Source organism: Kribbella sp. NPDC050124 (genome assembly GCF_044460355.1).
Classification (GTDB): Bacteria; Actinomycetota; Actinomycetes; order Propionibacteriales; family Kribbellaceae; genus Kribbella.
The window spans coordinates 478781-499744 of record NZ_JBITJU010000004.1 but is presented as its reverse complement, the minus strand read 5'-3'; the positions used below and the strand labels follow the sequence as shown (position 1 = coordinate 499744).

General features: G+C 69.0%; 17 protein-coding genes. 10 read left to right on the top strand and 7 right to left on the bottom strand.

Going from position 1 to position 20964, the window contains the following annotated elements:
* Both ACIBL3_RS14695 and ACIBL3_RS14690 read left to right on the top strand, forming a co-directional pair.
* A complete protein-coding gene (locus tag ACIBL3_RS14695) occupies positions 1-786 on the top strand; it encodes a metallophosphoesterase (RefSeq protein WP_396353797.1) in 786 nt (261 codons plus the stop codon).
* A 69-nt stretch (positions 787-855) separates the two neighbouring features.
* A complete protein-coding gene (locus tag ACIBL3_RS14690; protein WP_396353796.1) occupies positions 856-1227 on the top strand; it encodes a DUF427 domain-containing protein in 372 nt (123 codons plus the stop codon).
* On the opposite strand, the gene ACIBL3_RS14685 is transcribed toward ACIBL3_RS14690, so the two are convergent.
* Positions 1214-1987: an alpha/beta fold hydrolase gene (locus tag ACIBL3_RS14685; RefSeq protein WP_396353795.1), complete on the bottom strand. Its 774-nt coding sequence runs from the start codon at positions 1985-1987 to the stop codon at positions 1214-1216. The two genes, ACIBL3_RS14690 and ACIBL3_RS14685, sit on opposite strands and share 14 nt — an antisense overlap.
* A 99-nt stretch (positions 1988-2086) precedes the next feature.
* Here ACIBL3_RS14685 and ACIBL3_RS14680 point away from each other — a divergent pair, with 99 nt between their 5' ends.
* Genes ACIBL3_RS14680 through ACIBL3_RS14670 form a run of 3 tightly spaced genes read left to right on the top strand, consistent with a single transcriptional unit; the run spans position 2087 to position 6868 of the window.
* Positions 2087-2869, top strand: coding sequence for a GNAT family N-acetyltransferase (locus ACIBL3_RS14680; protein WP_396353794.1), 783 nt, complete (start codon positions 2087-2089; stop codon positions 2867-2869).
* Positions 2870-2895: 26 nt separating this feature from the next.
* Positions 2896-5181 carry a helicase-associated domain-containing protein gene (locus tag ACIBL3_RS14675; RefSeq protein WP_396353793.1) on the top strand — a complete coding sequence of 762 codons (2286 nt, stop codon included), beginning with the start codon at positions 2896-2898 and terminating at the stop codon, positions 5179-5181.
* Positions 5182-5227: 46 nt separating this feature from the next.
* Positions 5228-6868, top strand: coding sequence for a DNA repair helicase XPB (locus tag ACIBL3_RS14670; RefSeq protein WP_396353792.1), 1641 nt, complete (start codon positions 5228-5230; stop codon positions 6866-6868).
* 106 nt (positions 6869-6974) lie between these two features.
* Here the strand turns inward: ACIBL3_RS14670 and ACIBL3_RS14665 are convergent, their stop codons facing one another.
* The 4 genes from ACIBL3_RS14665 to ACIBL3_RS14650 form a co-directional block, all read right to left on the bottom strand.
* Positions 6975-7835: a DUF559 domain-containing protein gene (locus ACIBL3_RS14665; protein ID WP_396353791.1), complete on the bottom strand. Its 861-nt coding sequence runs from the start codon at positions 7833-7835 to the stop codon at positions 6975-6977.
* A gap of 158 nt (positions 7836-7993) precedes the next feature.
* Positions 7994-8704, bottom strand: a complete 711-nt coding sequence (locus ACIBL3_RS14660; RefSeq protein WP_396353790.1) for a FadR/GntR family transcriptional regulator — start codon at positions 8702-8704, stop codon at positions 7994-7996.
* A 29-nt stretch (positions 8705-8733) separates the two neighbouring features.
* A complete protein-coding gene (locus ACIBL3_RS14655) occupies positions 8734-9669 on the bottom strand; it encodes a dihydrodipicolinate synthase family protein (protein WP_396353789.1) in 936 nt (311 codons plus the stop codon).
* Positions 9670-9683: 14 nt separating this feature from the next.
* Positions 9684-10760, bottom strand: coding sequence for an exo-alpha-sialidase (locus ACIBL3_RS14650; protein WP_396353788.1), 1077 nt, complete (start codon positions 10758-10760; stop codon positions 9684-9686).
* A gap of 47 nt (positions 10761-10807) precedes the next feature.
* On the opposite strand from ACIBL3_RS14650, the gene ACIBL3_RS14645 reads away from it, so the two are divergent.
* The 5 genes from ACIBL3_RS14645 (at position 10808) to ACIBL3_RS14625 (ending at position 17225) form a co-directional block, all read left to right on the top strand.
* Entirely contained in the window at positions 10808-12430 is a 1623-nt protein-coding gene (locus tag ACIBL3_RS14645; protein ID WP_396353787.1) for an ABC transporter substrate-binding protein, read from the top strand.
* Positions 12431-13372 (top strand): ABC transporter permease, encoded by a 942-nt coding sequence (locus ACIBL3_RS14640; RefSeq protein WP_396353786.1) that lies wholly within the window; start codon positions 12431-12433, stop codon positions 13370-13372.
* Positions 13369-14256, top strand: coding sequence for a carbohydrate ABC transporter permease (locus tag ACIBL3_RS14635; protein WP_396353785.1), 888 nt, complete (start codon positions 13369-13371; stop codon positions 14254-14256). The genes ACIBL3_RS14640 and ACIBL3_RS14635 overlap by 4 nt, the downstream gene beginning before the upstream one ends.
* A 113-nt stretch (positions 14257-14369) precedes the next feature.
* Entirely contained in the window at positions 14370-15170 is an 801-nt protein-coding gene (locus tag ACIBL3_RS14630) for a phosphatase PAP2 family protein (protein WP_396353784.1), read from the top strand.
* 39 nt (positions 15171-15209) lie between these two features.
* A complete protein-coding gene (locus tag ACIBL3_RS14625; protein WP_396353783.1) occupies positions 15210-17225 on the top strand; it encodes a HelD family protein in 2016 nt (671 codons plus the stop codon).
* Here the strand turns inward: ACIBL3_RS14625 and ACIBL3_RS14620 are convergent.
* Both ACIBL3_RS14620 and ACIBL3_RS14615 read right to left on the bottom strand, forming a co-directional pair.
* Complete coding sequence (locus ACIBL3_RS14620; RefSeq protein WP_396353782.1) at positions 17211-18110, bottom strand: hypothetical protein; 900 nt, start codon at positions 18108-18110, stop codon at positions 17211-17213. The genes ACIBL3_RS14625 and ACIBL3_RS14620 overlap by 15 nt on opposite strands.
* Before the next feature lie 31 nt (positions 18111-18141).
* Positions 18142-20961: an alpha-L-fucosidase gene (locus tag ACIBL3_RS14615; protein WP_396353781.1), complete on the bottom strand. Its 2820-nt coding sequence runs from the start codon at positions 20959-20961 to the stop codon at positions 18142-18144.
* Positions 20962-20964 lie beyond the last annotated feature (3 nt).

Genomic DNA, 20964 nt, shown 5'->3' with positions numbered 1-20964 from the left:
ATGACCTCTGTTTATGCGGTGAGCGACATCCACGGTCACCCCGAGAAGCTGCAGGCTTCGCTGCACGCGGCCGGGCTGACCGATGCCGACGGCAACTGGTCCGGGGCGGACGCGCGGCTGTGGTTCCTCGGCGACTTCTTCGACCGTGGCCCGGACGGGATCGGCGTACTGCGCTTCGTCCGCAAGCTGATCGAGCAGGCGCCGGACGACGCGATCCGGGTGCTGCTCGGCAACCACGAGATCCTCGCGCTCGGGATGCACAAGTTCGGCGACACCTTCGTCCCGCACGAGGGGATCACCACCCGCAGCTTCGAGCGCTCGTGGGTGCTGAACGGCGGCCAGGACCGGGACCAGGAGCTGCTCACCGACGACGACGTCGAGTGGCTGCTCGACCGGCCGATGCTCGGGCTGGACGCGGGGCACCTGCTGATGCACTCCGACACCGCGGAGTACGTCGAGTGGGGGGACACGATCGACCAGATCAACGCCGCCGCGAGCGCCGACCTGCACAGCGACGACATCGTGGTCTGGTGGGAAGTGTGGCGGCGGATGACGTCGCGGTACGCGTTCCGCGGTCCGGGCGGGTCGCGGGTCGCGTCGATCCTGCTCCAGCACCTCGGCGGCCACCGGATCGTGCACGGCCACAGCATCATCGCCGACCAACTCGGCATCGACCCGGCGAACCTCACCGAGCCGCTCACGTACGCCGACGGCCTGGTCCTCGGCATCGACGGCGGCGCCTTCGACGGCGGCCCGTGCCTGGTGGTCGAACTCGAACAGCTGTAGCGGGAATGCCGCGGCAGCCTCCGGGGTTGTTGAAAAGTTGACGGTGAACCACGCCCTTGGGAGACGTTGATGGCTCTGCAGAAGATTCCCGGTCCGGACCACCCGATCACGATCGCGAAGAACCCCGACCGGGTGGTGGTGAAGGCCGGTGACCGGGTGATCGCGGACACCCGGGACGCGTTGTCGCTGCAGGAGGCGAGCTACCCCGCGGTGCAGTACATCCCGCGGGACGACGTCGACCTCACGCTGCTCGAGCGCACCGAGCACCAGACGTACTGCCCGTACAAGGGCGACGCGTCGTACTACAGCGTGCTGCCCGCCGGCTCGACCGGGGTGAACGCGGTCTGGACCTACGAGCAGCCGTACGACGCGGTCGCCGACATCCGCGAGTACCTGGCCTTCTACCCGGACAGGGTGTCGATCGAGATCATCGCCGACTGAGGAACTCGCTGAGGACCGGAGCGAGGAGCTCCGGCGGTACGACGTGGTCCTGGTCGGCCAGCTCGCACAGTGACGCGGCCGGCAGTTCCTTGACGATCCGGTGCGCCGCGTCGACCATGAACGGCGCTGACGCGGTCCCGGCGACGACGAGGGTCGGCTGCATGAGCTTGGCGAGCAGGTCGACCGGCACCCGTCCGCCCGGTGCGGCGTGGTCCATCACGGCGAAGTCGTACGCAAGGGTCGGTGCGAGGTCGGCGACGCCGGGCGCGGCCGCGGTCTCCAGAGCGGCCTCCTTGGGCATGCCCGCCATCATGAGGAAGAGCTCGACCGCCTCCTGCCGACGCCCTTGCGTGATCAGCTCGATCACCTCCGCGCCGTCCTCGTCTGTGTCCACGTCGTCCGGACCATACGGCGGCTCGTGCAGCACCAAGTGCGTGAACGGCAGCCCAGTCCCCGCGGCGATCGCGACAAGCCCGGCGCCGGACGAGTGCCCGTAGACGGCCGCCGTACCGCCGACGGCTGTCAACAGTGCGCCGATGTCGTCCACCTCGCGCAGCACGCCGTACGGCGTCTTGTCGCCGCTGTCACCGCGACCGCGCCGGTCGTACGTCACCACGTCGAAGTCGCCGGCCAGCTCGTCGGCCAGCGGTCGCAGTGCGCTGCGGTCGCACAGCGCACCCGGGACCAGGATCAGCCGTCGGCCGCTGCCCCGGCGTTCGTAGGCGATCGTCGTACCGTCGGTCGAAGTCACTGTCTGCATGTCGTCCTCCTCAAGGCGTTGTCGGTGACGTCGGAGCCGGTGTGCGAAGTTCGACATGCTCTGGCGCCGGGTCGCGCTCGGGTGATTCACTGCGTCCCGATGATCAGCAGAGTCGACGACTACCTCCACGCGGTCCCGTTGTCCGGCGCCGTGCCCGAGCAGGTCGGTCCGTTCACCCTCTTCCGCAGTACGACGGTCTGGCCGTACTACGCGCGTCCCGTACCGGGCGCCGGAGCCACGATCAAGCCCGACGATGTCGACGTACTGCGGTCGCGGTGCGAGGAGCTCGGGATCCCGCTGAGTTTCGAGTGGGTGGTCGAGACCTGCCCGTCGCTCGGTCCGGCGGCCGCGGAGGCCGGGTTGGCTGTGGTCGAGCACCCGTTGCTCGTGCTCGAGCACGCGCAGTTCCGGCCGGCGCCGGCCGATGCGCGCTGCGAGATCCTGCCGGCGGATGACGCCGTACTGCGCCAGGCTCGGGCGGTCGCGTCACTGGCATTTGGCGACCCGGGTACGGCGGTCGGCGCAGCCGGACCGCAGGAGCGCGATGCGAAGGCGGCCGAGGTGGCCGACGACCTGATCGGAGCGATCCTGGACCGGGTGCAGCGCGGTGTGACGGTGTCCGCCGCCGCCTTCACCGACGACGGCATGGTCGCCAGCGGCCAGCACCAACCGGTCGGCACCACCACGGAGATCGTCGGCGTCGGCACCCTCCCCGCCATGCGCCGCCGCGGCCTGGCTGCCGCCGTAACCAGCACGTTGGCCGAGCACGCCTTCGCCAACGGCATCGACCTGATCCTGCTCTCCGCCGAAACCAGGGCCGTCGCCGCCGTCTACGAACGCGTCGGCTTCCACCGCATCGGCACCGCCGCGGCCGCAGAGTAGTTCCCGATGGGCGTACCGTAATAGGGATGAGCACGACCGAGCGGAGCCGCCCGCGTACCCTCGCTGAGGCATTGCGTACCTGGGATGACTCTGCGCTCGGGCGGTTGCTGCAGCGGCGGCCTGATCTGGCGATGCCGATTCCGGCGGACACCGGGCAGTTGGCGGCTCGGGCGACGACGAATGCGTCGGCTGCGCGGGCGATCAATCGGTTGGATGAGTTCGGTGTCGATCTGCTGGAGTCGCTGTCGGCGTTGCCTGAGCCGGTCGGGCTGGCTGCCCTGGCGGCCGGCGTGGACCAGCCTGTTGAGGTGGTCCGGCCTCGGGTTGAGGAGTTACTCGACCTGGCGCTGGTGTGGGGTGGCGAGGACGACCTGCGGCCCATCCGTGCGGTGCACGAGCTGCTCGGGCCGACACCTGCTGGACTCGGGCCGGTCACCACGCGGCACTTCGGTGATCTGGACAAGCTGATCGAGGAGGCCGGTCCGGACGCGCGGGCGGTGCTGGACAAGCTGACATGGGGTCCGCCGACCGGTTCGGTGGAGAAGGCAGAGCGTCCAGTGACGATCGCGTCGGCACGGACTCCGGTCGAGCGGTTGCTCGCGCGCGGTCTCGTCGTACCGAAGGATGCCAACACCGTGGTGCTGCCGCGGCAGATCGGGCTGCACCTGCGTGGCGGGCGGGTGCTTGCGTCGACGCGACCGGTGCCGCCGCCGCTGGACGGCAAGCGGGTGTCGGCGGCGATCGGCGATCGGGCAGCGGCCGGTGCGGCGCTTGATCTGGTGCGCCTTGTCGATCGTGCTCTCGAGCAGCTCGGCACGGAACCGCCGCCTGTCCTCCGCACTGGCGGTGTCGGCGTCCGGGAGCTGCGCAGCCTGGCCGGCAAGATCGGTGCGGACGAGCAGCAGGCCGCAGCGGTGTTGGAGATCGCTTACGCTGCCGGGCTCGTTGCGGCAGTGGAGGTCGGCACCAGTGAGCTCTGGCTGCCGACGAGCTCGTACGACGACTGGCTGGAGCTGGATCTCGCACACCGGTGGGCGCAGCTCGTCATGGCATGGTTCACCGGGCTCCGAGCGATCGGGCTGATCGGCAGGCGGGACAGCGGTGGCGCGACGGCTGCGGCGCGGGAGCGGCTGATCAACGCGCTGGCGCCCGACCTGGAACGGCTGCTGGCCCCAGAGATCCGAGTGCTCGCCCTGCGAGCCCTGGCCGAGGCAGGAGCTGGTACGGCGCCTGCGACGGAGTCTGTGGTCACCTGGGTCGCCTGGCACCGGCCGCGGCGTGGTGGCCAGTTCCGGGACGAGCTGGTCGAGTGGACGGTCACTGAGGCCGCACTGCTCGGTCTAACCGGCCTTGGTGCGATGGCACAGCATGCGCGCCCGCTGCTCGGGGCAGAGCCGACTGCCGAGGACCTGGCCGAGGCGATCAGCCCGCTGGTCCCCGAGCCAGTGTCCGAAGTACTGCTGCAAGCAGACCTCACCGCAGTCGCTCCTGGTCCACTGGTCCGCACTGTGCAGGACGAGCTGTCTGCGATGGCCGATGTCGAGTCGCACGGTGGTGCGGGCGTCTACAGGTTCAGTGAGAGCTCAGTACGGCGTGCCTTCGACCTCGGACGCACCGCGGACCAACTGCACAAGTGGCTGGCCGAGCACTCCCGGACACCGGTCCCCCAGCCACTCACGTACCTCATCGACGACGTTGCGCGGCGTCACGGCGTACTCCGGCTTGGCACGGCGTCGACGTACCTGCGGTGTGATGACGAGGACGTGCTGACCCATCTGCTCAACTCGAACCTGCCGGGGATCCGGTTCCGCCGGCTGGCGCCGACGGTCGTGGTGTCGCCGTCGCCGCCGGACATGGTGCTGAGCCGGTTGCGCGAGGCCGGTCTCGCGCCGCTCGCGGAGACGTTCGACGGGGTGGTGCACGTGACCACAGCGGCGACCCGGCGGGGTGAGACTCCACGTCGCCGTACCAGCCGGGACTTCGTCGACAGCCCGCTCGACCTGTCCGACGACCAGGTGAAGGCCGTCATCGAGAAGGTCCGCGCCGGCGACCGCATCGCTGCCGAGCGCCCAACCGACGAGGGCCTGATCGAACCCACCGCCCCCGCCGAAACCATGGGCGTCCTGTCCAACGCCGCCGAGTCCCACACCCGTACCTGGATCTCCTACGTCGACCACAACGGCACCAGCTCCGAACGCATCGTCGAACCCGTCCGGGTAGCCGACGGCTGGCTCACCGCCTACGACGAAGGCGCCGACCAGCCGAGGACCTACGCACTGCACCGCATTGCCGCCGCCCGCGTCGTGGATTGATCGCCTCAGGCACAATGGAAGGTCGGGGCGACGATAGGAGTAGGGCGTGACAGACGGTCCCTTGATCGTGCAGTCGGACAAGACATTGTTGTTGGAGACCGCGCATCCGGACGCGAATGACTGCAGGAAGGCGATTGCGCCGTTTGCGGAGCTGGAGCGGGCGCCGGAGCATGTGCACACCTACCGGCTGACGCCGCTGGGGCTGTGGAACGCGCGGGCCGCCGGACACGACGCTGAGCAGGTCATCGACGTACTGCTGCGGTACAGCCGCTACCCCGTCCCACACTCGCTCCTCGTCGACATCGCGGAGACCCTCGACCGCTACGGCCGGCTGCGGCTGGAGAAGCACCCGCAGCACGGGCTGGTGCTGGTGACGACCGACCGGCCGGTGCTGGAAGAGGTCCTGCGCAGCAACAAGGTCAAGCCGATGATGGGCGCGCGCATCGACGAGGACACCGTGCTGGTGCACCCGTCCGAACGCGGTCACCTCAAGCAGACCCTGCTGAAGCTCGGCTGGCCGGCCGAGGACCTCGCCGGGTACGTCGACGGCGAGACACACAAGATCGAGCTGGTCCGCGAGGGCTGGGACATGCGTCCGTACCAGCAGCAGGCGGTGGACTCGTTCTGGCACGGTGGCTCCGGCGTCGTCGTACTGCCCTGTGGGGCCGGCAAGACGATCGTCGGCGCGGCCGCGATGGCGCAGGCGTCCGCGACCACGTTGATCCTGGTCACCAACACGGTGTCCGCGCGGCAGTGGAAGGACGAGCTGCTCCGCCGGACCAGCCTGACCGAGGACGAGATCGGCGAGTACTCCGGTGCCCGCAAGGAGATCCGCCCGGTGACGATCGCGACGTACCAGGTGATGACGACCCGCCGGAAGGGCGTCTACACGCACCTGGAGCTGTTCGACGCGCGGGACTGGGGCCTGATCGTGTACGACGAGGTGCACCTGCTGCCGGCGCCGATCTTCCGGATGACCGCCGACCTGCAGACCCGGCGGCGGATCGGCCTGACCGCGACCCTGGTCCGGGAGGACGGCCGCGAAGGCGACGTGTTCTCGCTGATCGGCCCGAAGCGGTACGACGCGCCCTGGAAGGACATCGAGGCGCAGGGCTGGATCGCGCCGGCCGACTGCGTCGAGGTGCGGGTCGACCTCGAGCAGTCCGAGCGGTTCGTGTACGCGACCGCGGAGCCGGAGGACCGCTACCGGCTGGCCGCGTCGACCCCGGCGAAGTCGAGGCTGGTACGGCGGATCGCCGAGCATCACGCGGACGAGCCGCTGCTGGTGATCGGCCAGTACATCGACCAGCTCGACGAGCTCGGCGAGCGGCTGGAGTGCCCGGTGATCAAGGGCGAGACGACGGTCCGCGAACGGCAGCGGCTGTTCGACGCGTTCCGGGCCGGGGAGATCACCCGGCTGGTGGTCAGCAAGGTCGCCAACTTCTCCATCGACCTCCCCGAGGCGTCCGTCGCCATCCAGGTCTCCGGCACCTTCGGCTCCCGCCAGGAAGAGGCCCAGCGCCTAGGCCGAGTCCTCCGCCCCAAAGGCGACGGCCGCACCGCCCGCTTCTACTCCATCGTCGCCCGAGACACCGTAGACGCCGAGTTCGCCGCCCACCGCCAACGCTTCCTGGCCGAGCAAGGCTACGCCTACACCATCGTCGACGCAGAGAACCTCTTCGCCTGAGCTGTGCAGCTCGACAGGAAGTGTCTGGGTCAGGCGGCTGGCTCCAGCCTCGGCGAGGCTGGAGCCAGTCCGTTCTGAGTGACACCTCCTGTCGAGCTGTACGCCGTCAGCCCACGAGACGCTGCGCCAACGTCGACCGGATGATTGCGACCACCCAAGCCGGATCACCGATCACCTGTTCGTAGGTGAGTCGCAGCACCAACCACCCCGCTGCCACCAACTCGTCGTAGCGGTGACAGTCAGCACTGAAGTCCCGCCTGGACCCGTGGAACTCGAACCCCTCTGCCTCCAGGGCCAGCCGGGCTTGGCGGTGGCCCAGGTCGACTCGCGCCCGGAACCACCCGTTCGTGACCAGGACCTGCGGCTCGAAGCCCTCGATGCCTTCGCTGATGAGCAGAGCCCGCAGCACGGACTCGAGGAAACTGCCGGCCTGCCGTGTCGCGGCTGCCGCTACTCTTCGGGCGTTCGGGCACCCGGGACCCCGCAGGGCGGCGGTCGCGGCCAGGAGCTCGTCCTGGCTGATCGTTCCGGCAGCGAGCGCCGCGTCCCCGATGGCGAGCGCCTCGGCGAACGGGAGGATGCGAGCGCAGTCGACGACGGTCCGCTGGACCGAGGTGATCCGGTTTCGGCGCTCGTCGGAATCGGTGTCCGCCCAATGCAGGACTGCAGGCGGTCCCGGACGGGGGTGGCGCTTGGGTGGGACGGTGATATGAGGTTTCTCGGGGGCGACCAGCAGCGGCAGGCCCAGCGCCGTGGCAGCACTCAGGTGCGAGCGGACACCGTCGTACGCAAGCATCGCCACCTGGTCCGCAGGCAGCCCGGGGACCGCGTAGATCCCTAGCGCGATTCGCCGCACCTCGCCGCGCGTCAGCGCCGCCGCGACAGCCCGGCGGGAAGCCACCTGCGCCAGCTCCGCAGAGGTCGCCCATCCGCCCAGGCGCGCGAGAACCTCGCCGACCGATTCCATCCCAGAAAGGGTGACCCAAGTCGGCCGGCTCGTGTCGTGCGTTGTCCACAGGGGGACAGCTCGACAGGAGGTGCCTTGGTTGCCGGTTCCAACTCACCGTCCGCCGGCGCTGACCGGCGTCTCAGTGGGCATATACGTCCTGTCGAGCTGCACGGCCCCTATTCGCCGAGGCGAGTGTGAATCCCGTTGAAGTGCTTTTTCATGGAGCGGGCGAAGGCGTCTGGGTCGGCTGTCTGCAAGGTGTCCAACAGGTCGCGGTGCCAGGCGGCGGCGTCGGCGGGGGTGTAGCGGGCGCCGGGGAGGCGGGCGTCGACCTGGGAGAAGGTTCGCCAGAAGACGGAGAGCAGGTCGATGACCAGGGCGTTGCCCAGCGGTTCGTAGAGGGCCTGGTGGAAGGCCCAGTCCTCGTCGGGGAAGTACTTGCCGTCGGCGGCCTTGGCCTCCATCGCCTCGACGATCGGCTCCAGGGCGTCGTACCCGTGGGAGCTGAAGTGCGCGACGACGTCGTCCGCCAGGCCGACCTCGATGGCCTGGCGGACCTCGAGGACGTTCTGCACGTCCCGGAGGTCGCCGGCCATCGACTGCGACATCCGGAACGCGAGCCCGTCCTCCAGCGACTGCAGTGACACCTCGCCGACGTACGTGCCGTAGCCGTGCCGGATCTCGATGATGCCGACCGCCTGCAACGCCTTCATCGCCTCGCGCAGCGGGTGCCGCCCGACGCCGAGCTGAGCCATCAGCTCCTGCTCGTTGGGCAGCGGGTCACCCGCCTTGAGCCCGCGCTCCAGGATGTACGACTTCATCTGGTCGCGAATGAAGGACTGATTCCCCGCCGCACCCCGTGCCCGGCTGAGCCCACCCGTTGTCACTGCCGGCCTCCTCAGAAACTTGGAACCGTTCAGTGTAGTCCGGCGCGTTCGAGCAAGGGCCGGATTGCCTCGATCTCCGCCTCGTCCAGCGGGATCGACGGGTACGCCGTGACCGGGCAGGCAATCACACCGCGCAGGTACAGCCCGGCCTTGAACGCGCCCAGCGCGGCCGAGCTCGCACCCATCCGGCCGCGGTCCGCGACGTCGATGATCTCGAACAACCTGATCAGCCGCTCCTGCTCGGCCCGCGCCGCGGCCAGATCCCCGGCAGCCACCGCGTCGTACAGCCGCACGTACCCGGCCGGATCCACGTTCCCCAACCCGGGTACGACGCCGTCGACGCCGAACGCCAGCGACGAGTCGACCGTCACCTCGGAGCCGGTCATGACCGCGAACCCGGACAGCCCGGCGTCCCGGCGGTCCAGCACCAGCTGACGCAGGCTCGTCTCCTGCCCGCTGGAGTCCTTCACCCCGGCGATGATCCCGCGCTGACCGAGCGAGATCATCAGCGCCGCCGGGAGCTTCACCCCGACCCGCGGCGGGATGTCGTACGCGTACAGCGGCGTGTCTCCGGCCAGCGAGGCCAGCCGGACGAAGTGCCGCTCGATCTCGGCTGGGTGGGTGGCCGCGTAGAACGGCGCGGTCGCGACCAGCCCGTCCACTCCGGCCTTCAACGCGGCGGACAGATGGGCGCCGGCACGGGCGGTCGACGTGTCGATGACACCGGCCAGCACCGGCACCTGACCGGCCACCTCGGTCACGGTGGTCTCCAGCACGACCTGACGTTGTTCGTCGGTCAGGAACGTGCCTTCGCCGGAGGTGCCGAGCACGAACACCCCGTCCACACCACCGGTCAGCTGGTGGTCGATCAACCTGGCCAGCGATGCGGTGTCGACGTCGTACTCGGGCGTGAGCGGGGTGACGAGCGGCGGTACGACGCCGGTCAACTGGGCGGAGTCGGTCAAGGGGTCTCCCAACCTCAGAGGGCGAATAGGGCGAAGCGCAAGGTGGCGAAGGACGAGGTCTCTCCGGCCTCGTAGAAGATCCCGACCCGGCCGTCGGGCAGCGGCACCAGATCGGAGTAGCCGGCCATCCCGTCATGCACGACGAGAGCGGGCTGCCAGGACTGCCCGGCGTCCGCACTGACGAAGACCGTGAGCTCCCGGCGCGACGAAGGATTCACCGGCGTCGACAACAGCAGCCGGCCGTCGGGCAGCGCGAGCACGCTCCCCTGGATCCCCGGCGCGGTGATCTCCGGGATCCCGGCGTACGGCGCGTCGAGCGACGTACCGCCGTCCGAAGACCAGGCGTGCACCCGCGCCGGCCCGGTGCCCTGGTGGTTGCGGGCGTTGAAGTACAGCCGTCCGTCAGGAAGCTCGGCAACGGTCGTCTCGTTGGCGTTGATCTCCGCCCCGTCGTTGCGATCCACGAACCCGACCGACCACGTGTGCCCACCGTCATCGCTCACGATGCAGTGCCCACCGTTCAGCCGGATCAGGTCGTCAACAGGCTCGGACGGCACGAAGGAGTGATTCGCCGGTACGACGAGACGCCCAGTCGTCAGCGCGATCCCGTGACACGGCCCGGTCGCGTACCAGCCCCAGTCGCCGGGCTTCACCTGCGCGGTGATCTCGACCGTCGGGCTCCAGGTCGCCCCGTCGTCCGCGGACCGCTGCACGAACACCCGCCGCCCGGACTCGGGATCGGTGCCGCGGGCAAGCGACATCTCGACCGCGTCGGCGCCGTTCTGCGCCGTCACCAGCACGATGTCGCCGCTCGCCGGGTCGATCACCGGCACTGGGTTCCCGCAGGTCTTGCCGGGGACCGCAGACACCACCTGCAGCGGCAGCCAGGTCCGCCCGCCGTCGAGGGAGCGCCGCAGCACGACCTCGATCTCGCCCGCGTCGCCGGACCCGTGCAGCCGGCCCTCGCAGAACGCCAGCACGGAGGAGCCCCGCGCCAGCACGGACGGGATCCGGAACGTGTGGTAGCCGCTCCCGGCCGGATCGAACACGATCTCGGCCGCGATTTCCCCGGCACCGACCCTTGAAGACATAGGACGTACTATGTCATGGTGTGGCCTTCCGATGGAAGTGAGGCCTCATGCCAGTCAGCAGAAGAACATTCCTCGGCGGCGGCCTGGCCGCCGCCGCTGTCGCGGTCACCGGTACGCCGCTGCTGGCCGGGTGTGCTTCGGACAAGAAGGACTCGGCCGCCGCCAACCTGGCCGTGAAACTGCCGACCTACACCAAGTACGGCGACATCAAGCCCGACCTGCCCGGCACCGACGTCGTCCTGGACGGGTTCCTGAAGTACCCGGCGAACCCGGTCCGGGCGATCGCCGAGGCGCCCGGCGACGGCAAGCCGATCACCTTCATGACCAACATCCCCGGCGCGATCCCGCCGGCGGCGGACAAGAACCAGTTCTGGCAGGCGGTCAACCAGCGGCTCGGCTCCGAGCTGCAGATCAGCATGGCCTCGAACGACGAGTACAAGGACAAGTTCGCCACCCGGATCGCCGGCGGCGACCTGCCGGACATCCTGAACATCCCGGTCGACACCGTGCAGATCCCCGGTCTGGTCAAGGCCAAGTGCATGGACCTGACCGAGCAGCTGTCCGGTGACGCGGTGAAGAAGTACCCGTTCCTGGCGAACATCCCGACCGAGTACTGGAAGGGCTGCGTCTTCAACGGCGCGATCTACGGCGTCCCGGTGCCGCGCGGCATGTCCCGGACCTCGCTGCCGCTCTACCGCGCGGACCTGCTGGCCGCGAAGGGCATCAAGGACCCGGCGCCGAAGAACTTCCAGGAGTACTTCGATCTGGCCAAGGAAATGACCGCGGCCAAGCAGAACAAGTGGGCCTGGACCCGGGTGCCGCTGTCCACCATCCGCCAGATGCTGATGATTCCCAACGTCTGGAAGGAGGAGGGCGGCAAGTTCACCTCGATGTACGAGCACGAGGCGCAGCTCGAGGCACTCGAGGCGGGCCGCAAGATGGTCGAGGCCGGGGTGATCAACCCGGATGCCTTCAACGACAAGGCCAGTGCCCGCAAGCAGTGGTTCAACGGCGGCATCGCGGCCTTCGACTACGACAGCTTCGTCGCCTGGAACCAGTACTACTCCGACAACACCGCCGGTGACGCGTTCTCGGTGAACATGCTCGACGTACCCGGGTTCGACAGCGGTCAGGGCGCGCCGTGGATGGGCTCGGCGCTGAACAACATCACGTCGTTCAGCAAGGACAGCAAGCACTCGGCCGACACGCTGCTGAACGTCGCCAACTGGATGGCCGCGCCGTTCGGCACCGAGGAGTACCTGTTCCGCAAGTACGGCGTCGCCGGCCGCCACTACACGTTGCAGGGCACGGACCCGGTGCCGAGCAAAACCGGTGTGGTCGAGACCGGCATCGGCCTGCAGTACATCAGCGACTCCGCGCTGGCGCTGTACTGGGCCGGCAAGCCGGACGTGCCGCAGAACCAGCACGCCATCCAGGAGAAGGTGGCGGACCGGCTCGTGTACGACGCGTCGTACGGCCTGTACTCCGACACCCAGTCGAAGAAGCAGACCCAACTGGCCAAGACGATGACCGACCTGGAGTCCCAGATCGTGCAGGGCAAGAAGCCGGTGTCGGACTGGACCGCGGCGGTCCAGACCTGGAAGTCCTCCGGCGGCGACACCATGCGCGGCGAGCTCGAGAAGGCGTTCTCCGAGGCGGCAGGCAAGTAGATGCTGCAGCGATCCACCACCCGACAGCAGCGGCTGAGCCTGGGGCAGCGACTGCTCCGGGACAAGGTGCTGCTGCTGTTCGCGCTGCCCGGGACCGCGCTGATCATCGCGTTCCACTACGTGCCGTTGCTGGGGAACGTGATCGCGTTCAAGGACTACCAGCCGTTCCTCGGCATCGGGGGCAGTGACTGGTCCGGCTGGTCGAACTTCATGGTGATCTTCACCGGCGACCCGGCGTTCCTGCGGGCGCTGAAGAACACCCTGATCCTGACCTGCCTGCAGTCGATCTTCGTGTTCCCGGCGCCGATCCTGCTGGCGCTGCTGCTGAACTCGCTGTTCTCGGAGCGGATCAAGCGGATCGCGCAGAGCATCCTCTACCTGCCGCACTTCATGTCGTGGGTGATCGTGGTCGCGCTGTTCCAGCAGATGCTCGGCGGCAGCGGGTTGCTGAACAACTACCTGCGATCACACGACCTGGCGACGATCGACATCATCGGGAACTCCGAGTTGTTCCACGTGCTGCTGACGTCGCAGATCATCTGGAAGGACACCGGCTGGGCGACGATCCTGTTCCTGGCCGCGCTGTCCCAGATCGACTCGCAGCTGTACGAGGCCTCGAGCGTGGACGGCGCGAGCCGGATGCGGCAGCTGTGGCACGTCACGCTGCCGGGGCTGCGCGGGATCATCATCCTGCTCTTCATCCTGCGGCTCGGCGACTCGCTCACCGTCGGCTTCGAGCAGATCATCTTGCAGCAACAGGCGGTCGGCAGGGACGTCAGCGAGGTCCTGGACACCTACGTCTACAACAACGGCGTGATCGGTGGCGCCTGGGGCGTGGCCGCCGCGGTCGGCTTGGTGAAGGGCCTGGTCGGCGTGGCCCTGGTGCTGGCCGCGAACAAGGTGGCGCACATCTTCGGCGAGCAAGGGGTGTACCAGCGATGACACGCAAGATCGTGCAGGGCGTGCCGATGCCGTCCTGGCCGATGCGGATCTTCAAGGGACTCGTGCTGCTGGTGTTCTGCGCGGCGGTGATCATCCCGTTCGTCGGGGTGATCTCGACCAGCGTGGCGCCGAACAAGCAGATCAACGAGTCCGGCGGGCTGGTGCTGCTGCCGGAGTCGATCAACTTCGCCGCGTACGAGTCGCTGTTCGCCGGCGGCGTGGTGACCCAGGCGCTGTTCGTCAGCGTCTTCGTCACCGTGGTCGGGACGGCACTCAGCCTCACCGTGTCGTGCCTGCTCGCCTACGCGCTGTCCCGGCCCTCGTTCACGGCCGGGCGGCCGATCCTGCTGGTGATCCTGTTCAGCATGCTGTTCTCCCCCGGCATCATCCCGACGTACCTGGTGGTCAAGGGCGTCGGGCTGCTGGACAGCATCTGGGCGCTGATCGTGCCGACCATGGTCAGCGCGTTCAACGTGATCGTGCTGCGGGCGTTCTTCATGAACCTGCCGGGTGAGCTCACCGAGAGCGCCCGGATGGACGGCGCCGGCGAGCTCAAGACCTTCGGCTACATCGTGCTGCCGCTGTCCAAGGCGGTGCTGTCGGTGATCGGGCTGTTCTACGCGGTGGCGTACTGGAACGCGTTCTTCAGCGCCCTGCTGTACCTGAACGACAGCAAGCTGTGGCCGTTGCAGCTGGTGCTTCGCACGTACGTCATCAACGACACCCAGCTGGGCAGCGCCGAGCTCGGCACCGAGCTGCTGCCGCCGCAGGCGTCCATCCAGATGGCGATCCTGGTCGTCTCGATCGTGCCGATCCTGCTGATCTACCCGTTCCTGCAACGCCACTTCGCCAAGGGCGTGCTGACGGGTGCTGTGAAAGGTTGATCCCAACCGCGTGACGGGTGCGTCACGAACCGTCGTCCGGGGGTTTGCCCAGGGGCAACGCCAGGGTTTCGCCTGGGCAAATCCCCACCGAACGCCAGGTACCGTCGAAAGCTATGGGGACGCAGGCGCTCGAACGGGTGGGGATCGATGGGGAAGACGATGGGCGGGACGCGAGGAAGAGTCCCGCTCCGGTCGTCTGGCGGGTGGTACGGGAAGCGATCCTGCTGGCGACGCTGTTCGGGGTGTACAGCGCCGGCCGGCAGCTCGCCGCGAAGAACACCGGCTCCGCGTTCGACCACGCCCGCGAGATCCTCGCCGTGCAGAACTGGCTGCACCTGCCGAACGAGGCCTCGATCCAGCATGCGGCGCTGAAGCTCCCACAGCTGGTCGAGGGAGCGAACCTCTACTACGCCAGCGTCCACGCCCCGCTCACCGCGGGCGTTCTGCTGTGGATGAGCATCTGGCGGCCGAAGGCCTACCCCCACGTGCGCTGGACGATCGTGGCGGTGACCGGGCTGGCCCTGATCGGGCACATCCTGTTCCCGCTCGCACCGCCGCGGATGATGCCCGGGTTCGTCGACACCGGCCTGCAGTTCGGCCTGTCGGTGTACGGCGCCGAGCGGTCCGGCGGCGTCGCCAACCAGTTCGCCGCGATGCCCAGCCTGCACGTCGGCTGGGCCGCCCTGATCGCGCTGTCGATGATCCTGGTGACCCGCACCCGCTGGCGCTGGTTGTGGCTGCTGCACCCGATCATCACGCTCATGGTGGTCGTGGTGACCGCGAACCACTACTGGCTGGACGGGATCGTCGCCCTGCTCCTGCTCGCGGCCAGCCTGCCGCTGCTGCTCCGCCCCGGTCTGCACGACGACCTGCGAGCCCGAAATTCGGTTTCCCCGCGCAGGGTGCTCAAGTAACGTAACTGGGCTTCCCCCACCCTTTGCCGGAGGTTCGCTGTGCCCCCTGATACGTCCGACACCCTCCAGGCCGAGAAGGACTACCTGAAGAGCTCCCGGGCCGCGCTTGCGGTGATGCGGGAGAAGACCGGGGCGCTGGAGATCCACAGTGCCGACCGGGTGAACCAGGAGTTCCTGAAAGCCGCGATCTGGCGGCGGATGAAGGAGCTCGAAGACGACCCCGAGGTGCCGCTGTTCTTCGGCCGGCTGGACTACCTGGAGCCGACCACCGAGATCTTCCACATCGGCCGCCGGCACGTGAACGACGCGCAGGGCGAGCCGCTGGTGGTGGACTGGCGAGCAGACATCTCGGTGCCGTTCTACCGGGCCAGCCGGACCGAGCCGATGGGGGTCGGGGTCCGGCGCCGGTTCGGCTTCACGCACGGCGAGATGACCGCCTTCGAGGACGAGGACCTGACCGCTCCCGCGCCGACCGACCAGCACAGCAACATCCTGGACGCCGAGATCGAGCGCCCGCGCTCGGGCCCGATGCGCGACATCGTGGCGACCATCCAGCCCGAGCAGGACGTCATCGTCCGGGCCGGCGTCGACGACACCATCTGCGTCCAGGGTGCACCGGGGACTGGGAAGACCGCGGTCGGCCTGCACCGGGCGGCGTACCTGCTCTACGCGTATCGCGACCAGCTCAGCCGGGCCGGTGTGCTCGTGGTCGGGCCGAACGCCAGCTTCCTGCGCTACATCGGTGACGTCCTGCCCGCGCTGGGTGAGATCGAGGCGAAGCAGACGACGGTCGAGGAGCTGGTCGCGCGGGTCCGCGTCACCGGGCCGGGTCCGGCGGCGGTCGACGTACTGAAGGGTGACGCCCGGATGGCAGAGGTGCTGCACCGGGCCGTGTGGTCGCAGGTGCAGCTGCCGAAGGAGGCGCTGGTCGTGCCGCGTGGGGCGCACCGCTGGCGGGTGGCGGCGTACCAGGCGGAGGAGCTGGTCAACGAGCTGCGGACTCGAGGCATCCGGTACGGCGCAGGCCGGGCGATGTTGCCGCAGCGGCTGGCCCACGCCGTCCTGCTGCGGATGGAGGCGGCCGGTGACTCGCCGGACGACCGGGTGCAGGACGCGGTCGCGCGCAGCCGTCCGGTCAAGCAGTACGCCGAGGCGCTTTGGCCGGCTGTGGACCCGGCGAAGCTGGTGTTCCGGCTGTTCACCGACCCGGAGCTGCTGGCCGAGCACGCCGACGGCATCCTGACCGCTGAGGAGCAGGAGCTGCTGCACTGGGACAAGGCGCCCCGGTCGGCAGGTGCAGCGAAGTGGTCCGTCGCTGACGCCACTCTGATCGACGAGGTCGCCGATCTGGTCGACCGTACGCCGTCACTCGGTCACGTGGTCCTGGACGAGGCACAGGACCTGTCGGCGATGCAGCTGCGTGCAGTCGGACGCCGATGCTCGACCGGCTCGATGACTGTCCTCGGTGACATCGCGCAGGGCACCACACCGTGGGCGACACCGTCCTGGGACGAGGCGCTCGGCCATTTGGGCAAGACCGGCGCCCACACCGAAGAGCTGACCGCAGGCTTCCGTGTGCCAGGTCAAGTGATCGAGTACGCCGCCCGCCTGCTGCCGTCGATCGCTCCACACCTCACGCCGCCCACCGCGGTACGGCGGTCGCGCGGTGAGCTCACCATCACGCGCGTACCGGACAGCCTCGCCGCGGCCGTGTCGACCGTCGACGAGGTCTCGTCGCGTCCCGGCTCGATCGGGCTGATCGTCCCGGATGCCTTGGTCAAGGCGACCCGTAAGGCTTTGGAGGACAAGGGGATCCCGTTCTCCGTGCTCGGTGACGAGGACGACGTCGACGCGCACCTGGACGTCGTACCGGCGTCACTGGCCAAGGGTCTGGAGTTCGACCACGTGGTCCTGGTCGAGCCGGCCGGCATGGTCGCCGGTGAGGCCGACGAGCGCACCGGGCTGCGGCGCCTCTACGTCTGCCTGACCCGTGCGGTCACGTCGCTGGCCATCCTGCACAGCGAGGACCTGCCTGCGGTTCTACAGACCGCCTGACCGCCGCACCGGCCTGAGTCCACGGAACGGTGGCACCGGTCTGCCCTCGGCCCGCGCCTGTGCACAGGCCAGCCGCCAGCGGCCGTACCCAACCGTCGCCCGCACACCCCGCAACTGATCGTCGTCGGGCTTGCCATCGACCACCCGGCTGGCGGCGGCGTACGCAGCCTTGGCCGCTTGCAGGTCGGTCGCAGCCTCTTCCTCGAGACCGTCCGCGGGCAGACCGGCTGCGTCGAGCTCGGCCCCGAAACGGGTGACCTCCTCCCGCGCCAGCGCATGTCGCTCCTCCAGCGTGTCCGGCTGCGGGTCCTCCGGTGCGGGCTCTTCCTCAGGCTCCTCACGCAACCGCCACCACCACACCGCCGCCCCGCCGGCCAGCAGCAGACCCACGGTGATCAGAAACGCCACCAACCAGCCCGGCACCCCACTGGACGACTTGGGTACGTCGAGCTGGTCCAGCACCCCGTTGAGCGTGCCGACTGGGTCGGAGCGGCCGTGCTCGCGCAGTTCCTCGGCCAGAACCCCGTCGATCGGTGAGGTGACGCCGACCGCCTTCGCCCAGGTGATCCGGTCCCCGAACACGACCAGGTAGATCCCGTCGGACGCCTGCTTGTAGGCGACGGTGTCCACGAACGCCTGCGCGGACATCTGCTTGTCCCGCCGCCCGTCGTCGAGCGCCTCCTCGGGCAGGACGGCGATCCGGATGGCCGGGTCGTAGCCCTGCACCCGCTCGGCCAGCTTTCCAGCCTCCTCGTCGGACACGAGCACGCTCTGTGTCGGGTCGACGTAGACCGGTGAGGTCTTCCAGCCCTCGACCACGGAGTTGGGGTCGCCGGCGCCGGTCATCGTCGAGGTGAGCAGCATCAGGGCGGCCAGGAAACGCATGCCGCTAAGCCTGCCTCAACCGGGGTGCCAGTCAGAAAACGGAGACTGTTGCGAGCCTCACCTTCGCCCTGGACTGGGTGATCCGGACCCGGACCGCACTGGTCTCCACAGGCGTCTCCAGAGCCAGGATCCGGCGCTGTCCGACCGCGCCGAAGGCGGCCACCTGCTGCCACTCGTCGCCGGCGCGCACCTCGACCACTCCGGCCTCGATCTGCTGGCCGGACCTGATGTCCTCGCCGAGCGACACCCGGCGCACAGTGGCGGGCTCGGGCAGTGTCAGCGTGAGCGTGCCGGTCCCTGGGTTGCGCCACGAGGTGTCCGGGTTACCGTCGATCGCCGCCTGCGGGCTCACACCGTCACCGGACGCCCGTGCCTGCGTGGCGAGGTCGTCTGGCATGTCTGCGGCCAGCTGCGCCCGCCACTCGGCCAGTCTGGTCACGTCACGCTCGTCGAACCGGCCCTGGCGGTCTGGCGGGATGTTGAGCAGCAGCACCGAGTTCCGGCCGACCGACTTGTAGTAGATGTCGGTCAGCTGCTCGACCGTCTTCGGCTCCTGCTCCGGGTGGTGGAACCAGCCCTCGCGGATCGACACGTCCGACTCCGCCGGCCACCAGGCCAGCTCGGTCGCACCGGCGTCCCGCCCGGCCAGCAGCGCCTTGCGGCTGCCCTGGTCGGAGGCGGCGTACCCGAGCGCGTACTCCGGTGCGCCGTTCGGCTTGGTGATGGTCGGTACGACGCTGTACTCGTCCGGCCGCGCCAGGCCCGACTCGTTGCCGACCCAGCGCACGTCCGGGCCGCTGACCGCGATCGTCGCCTGCGGCGCGAGCTCACGGATCAGGGTGTACCAGCTGGGAAAGTCGTACGTCTCCACCTTGTCCGGCGGGATCCGGCCCTGCGCACCGTCGAACCACACCTCGTCGACCGGGCCATACTCGGTCAGCAGCTCGTACAGCTGGTTGAGCATGTAGGCGCCGTAGTCAGAGGCGGTCAGCGTGTACTGCGGCATGTCCTGGCCGGACCGGTTGTCGCCCGGAACCAGGGTGGGGATGGTCCGCGGGGTGTGCGCGCTGCCGTTGGCGTAGACGCCGTCCAGGTACTGGTTCTCGTCTGCGGGAGACAGGTAGAAGCCGACCTTCACGCCGTACTTGCGCATCGACGTGACGAATGCCCGGACCACATCGCCCTGGCCGTCCTGCCATGAGCTGGAGGCGACGCTGTGCTTGCTGTAGCGGGACGGGTACAGCAGGAAGCCGTCGTGGTGCTTCACGGTGAGGATGGCCAGCTTGAAGCCGGAGTCGCGCAGGGTGCGAGCCCACTGGTCGGTGTCGAGACCGGTCGGCTGGAAGAGGTTCGGGTCCTCGTCGCCGTGGCCCCACTCAAGGCCGGTAAACGTGTTCACCCCGAAGTGCAGGAACGCTGTTTGCTCCATCCGCTGCCAGGCGACCTGTCGCGCGTCCGGCCGGATCGCTGCTGCCTTGGCCACCAGCGAGGTGACGCACTCCCCATCGGCGACGGGCATCGTCCGGGCCGGGCTCAGCTTGCCGATCACGCACGGGAGTGCTTGCAGGGTCTGCGCTTCCGCTGGTGGCTTGCCCAGGAAGGTGCTGACGCCGATGCCGAACGCCATACCCCGAGCTCCGGCCAGCCAGCGCACACGGCCGTTCGACTGGCCGACGATTGTCCTGCTCACCGGTACGCCGTTGACCAGCGCCGTCACGGTGTCGCCGTTCTCGATCGCCAGACCGAATCGGTGGTAGCGCACGCCTTCCTTGACCGCGGGTGCTCCGAGCTCGAGCGGAATGGTCTCGCCGCCGGCCTTCAGCTCGATGTCCTCGCTGCCGACGACCAGCTGGGCAAGTCCCAGCAGGTCGATCAGCTCGACACCTGGGCGCAGCACATCCGGCGAGACCACAGTCTCCGCCAGCACTCCGCCGTCCAGCTGAGCTCCCTGCCAGCTGATTCCACCATTGCCGGACAGTCGCAGCCGACCAGGCTCGGTCACCACACCACCGTTGACCACCGGGACCGGATCGGCCTTCTCCCCCAGCGCCGGCTGGTAGTTGCCGTCAGCCCCGATCGAGCCCTCGAACCCGACCGCGACCTTGGACGTCGAGACCACCGGCTTCGCCAGTCGAAGGTCGGCCGGGTTGAAGGCTCCGGCGAAGGTCGCGAGCCGCACCTGCCGGATCGAGCCGTCGAGGCCGCGCTGCAGAGCGGACGGGTGCACCTCGTTGCCGATCCCGATGTCCGCACCGGCGTCGGGATGCCAGGTCGCGGCGCCGTCGGTGCTGACCGCGGCCGGCAACTGCTGCCCGTCGAGGAACGCGTGCAACGTAGCGCCGCCACTCGTCACCTCGTAGGCGAGCGCGAGTACGTGCTGCTCGCCGGCAGCAGGCACCGGCACAGTCTGTACGACGTCGCGCCACTCCCCACCACTCTCGACGCTGAAGCCGTACTGCAGGTTTGCGCCGCTGTACCGGCCGAAGATCGCGCCGCCGATCGCCGTGATCGTGGCCAGCGAGCCCTGGGTCGCGTCCGGTGTGAACGCGGTCTCGATCAGGAACGACCGCTGGACGTCACCGCCGCTGAGCGCCGTACTCGGCTGGAAGCGAATCCCGTCGGCGCCGCCTGCCAGAACGACACCGCGAGCCGGGTCGAGCGACTCCGCACCCGATCGGCGGGTGACCGTGCCACCCATCACCTCACCGGTCGCCGCCGTGTACGTGTTGCCGCTGGAGAACGAGCCACCGAACGAGACGTTCAGTACGTCGGGATCGGCGGCCTGAGCCTGGACAGTGGTCAACGCGCTCGCCGCCAGCGCAGCGGTGAGCAGGACGGCTGCGGCTCGCATGTC

What these genes read in the sequence shown, in the direction of transcription:
- ACIBL3_RS14695 (WP_396353797.1), top strand. Translation starts at nt 1, where the DNA reads ATGACCTCTGTTTATGCGGTGAGCGACATCCACGGTCACCCCGAGAAG.
- ACIBL3_RS14645 (WP_396353787.1), top strand. Translation starts at nt 10,808, where the DNA reads ATGCCAGTCAGCAGAAGAACATTCCTCGGCGGCGGCCTGGCCGCCGCC.
- ACIBL3_RS14665 (WP_396353791.1), bottom strand. Translation starts at nt 7,835, where the DNA reads ATGGAATCGGTCGGCGAGGTTCTCGCGCGCCTGGGCGGATGGGCGACC.
- ACIBL3_RS14615 (WP_396353781.1), bottom strand. Translation starts at nt 20,961, where the DNA reads ATGCGAGCCGCAGCCGTCCTGCTCACCGCTGCGCTGGCGGCGAGCGCG.
- ACIBL3_RS14620 (WP_396353782.1), bottom strand. Translation starts at nt 18,110, where the DNA reads ATGCGTTTCCTGGCCGCCCTGATGCTGCTCACCTCGACGATGACCGGC.
- ACIBL3_RS14680 (WP_396353794.1), top strand. Translation starts at nt 2,087, where the DNA reads ATGATCAGCAGAGTCGACGACTACCTCCACGCGGTCCCGTTGTCCGGC.
- ACIBL3_RS14685 (WP_396353795.1), bottom strand. Translation starts at nt 1,987, where the DNA reads ATGCAGACAGTGACTTCGACCGACGGTACGACGATCGCCTACGAACGC.
- ACIBL3_RS14640 (WP_396353786.1), top strand. Translation starts at nt 12,431, where the DNA reads ATGCTGCAGCGATCCACCACCCGACAGCAGCGGCTGAGCCTGGGGCAG.
- ACIBL3_RS14675 (WP_396353793.1), top strand. Translation starts at nt 2,896, where the DNA reads ATGAGCACGACCGAGCGGAGCCGCCCGCGTACCCTCGCTGAGGCATTG.
- ACIBL3_RS14650 (WP_396353788.1), bottom strand. Translation starts at nt 10,760, where the DNA reads ATGTCTTCAAGGGTCGGTGCCGGGGAAATCGCGGCCGAGATCGTGTTC.
- ACIBL3_RS14690 (WP_396353796.1), top strand. Translation starts at nt 856, where the DNA reads ATGGCTCTGCAGAAGATTCCCGGTCCGGACCACCCGATCACGATCGCG.
- ACIBL3_RS14630 (WP_396353784.1), top strand. Translation starts at nt 14,370, where the DNA reads ATGGGGACGCAGGCGCTCGAACGGGTGGGGATCGATGGGGAAGACGAT.
- ACIBL3_RS14635 (WP_396353785.1), top strand. Translation starts at nt 13,369, where the DNA reads ATGACACGCAAGATCGTGCAGGGCGTGCCGATGCCGTCCTGGCCGATG.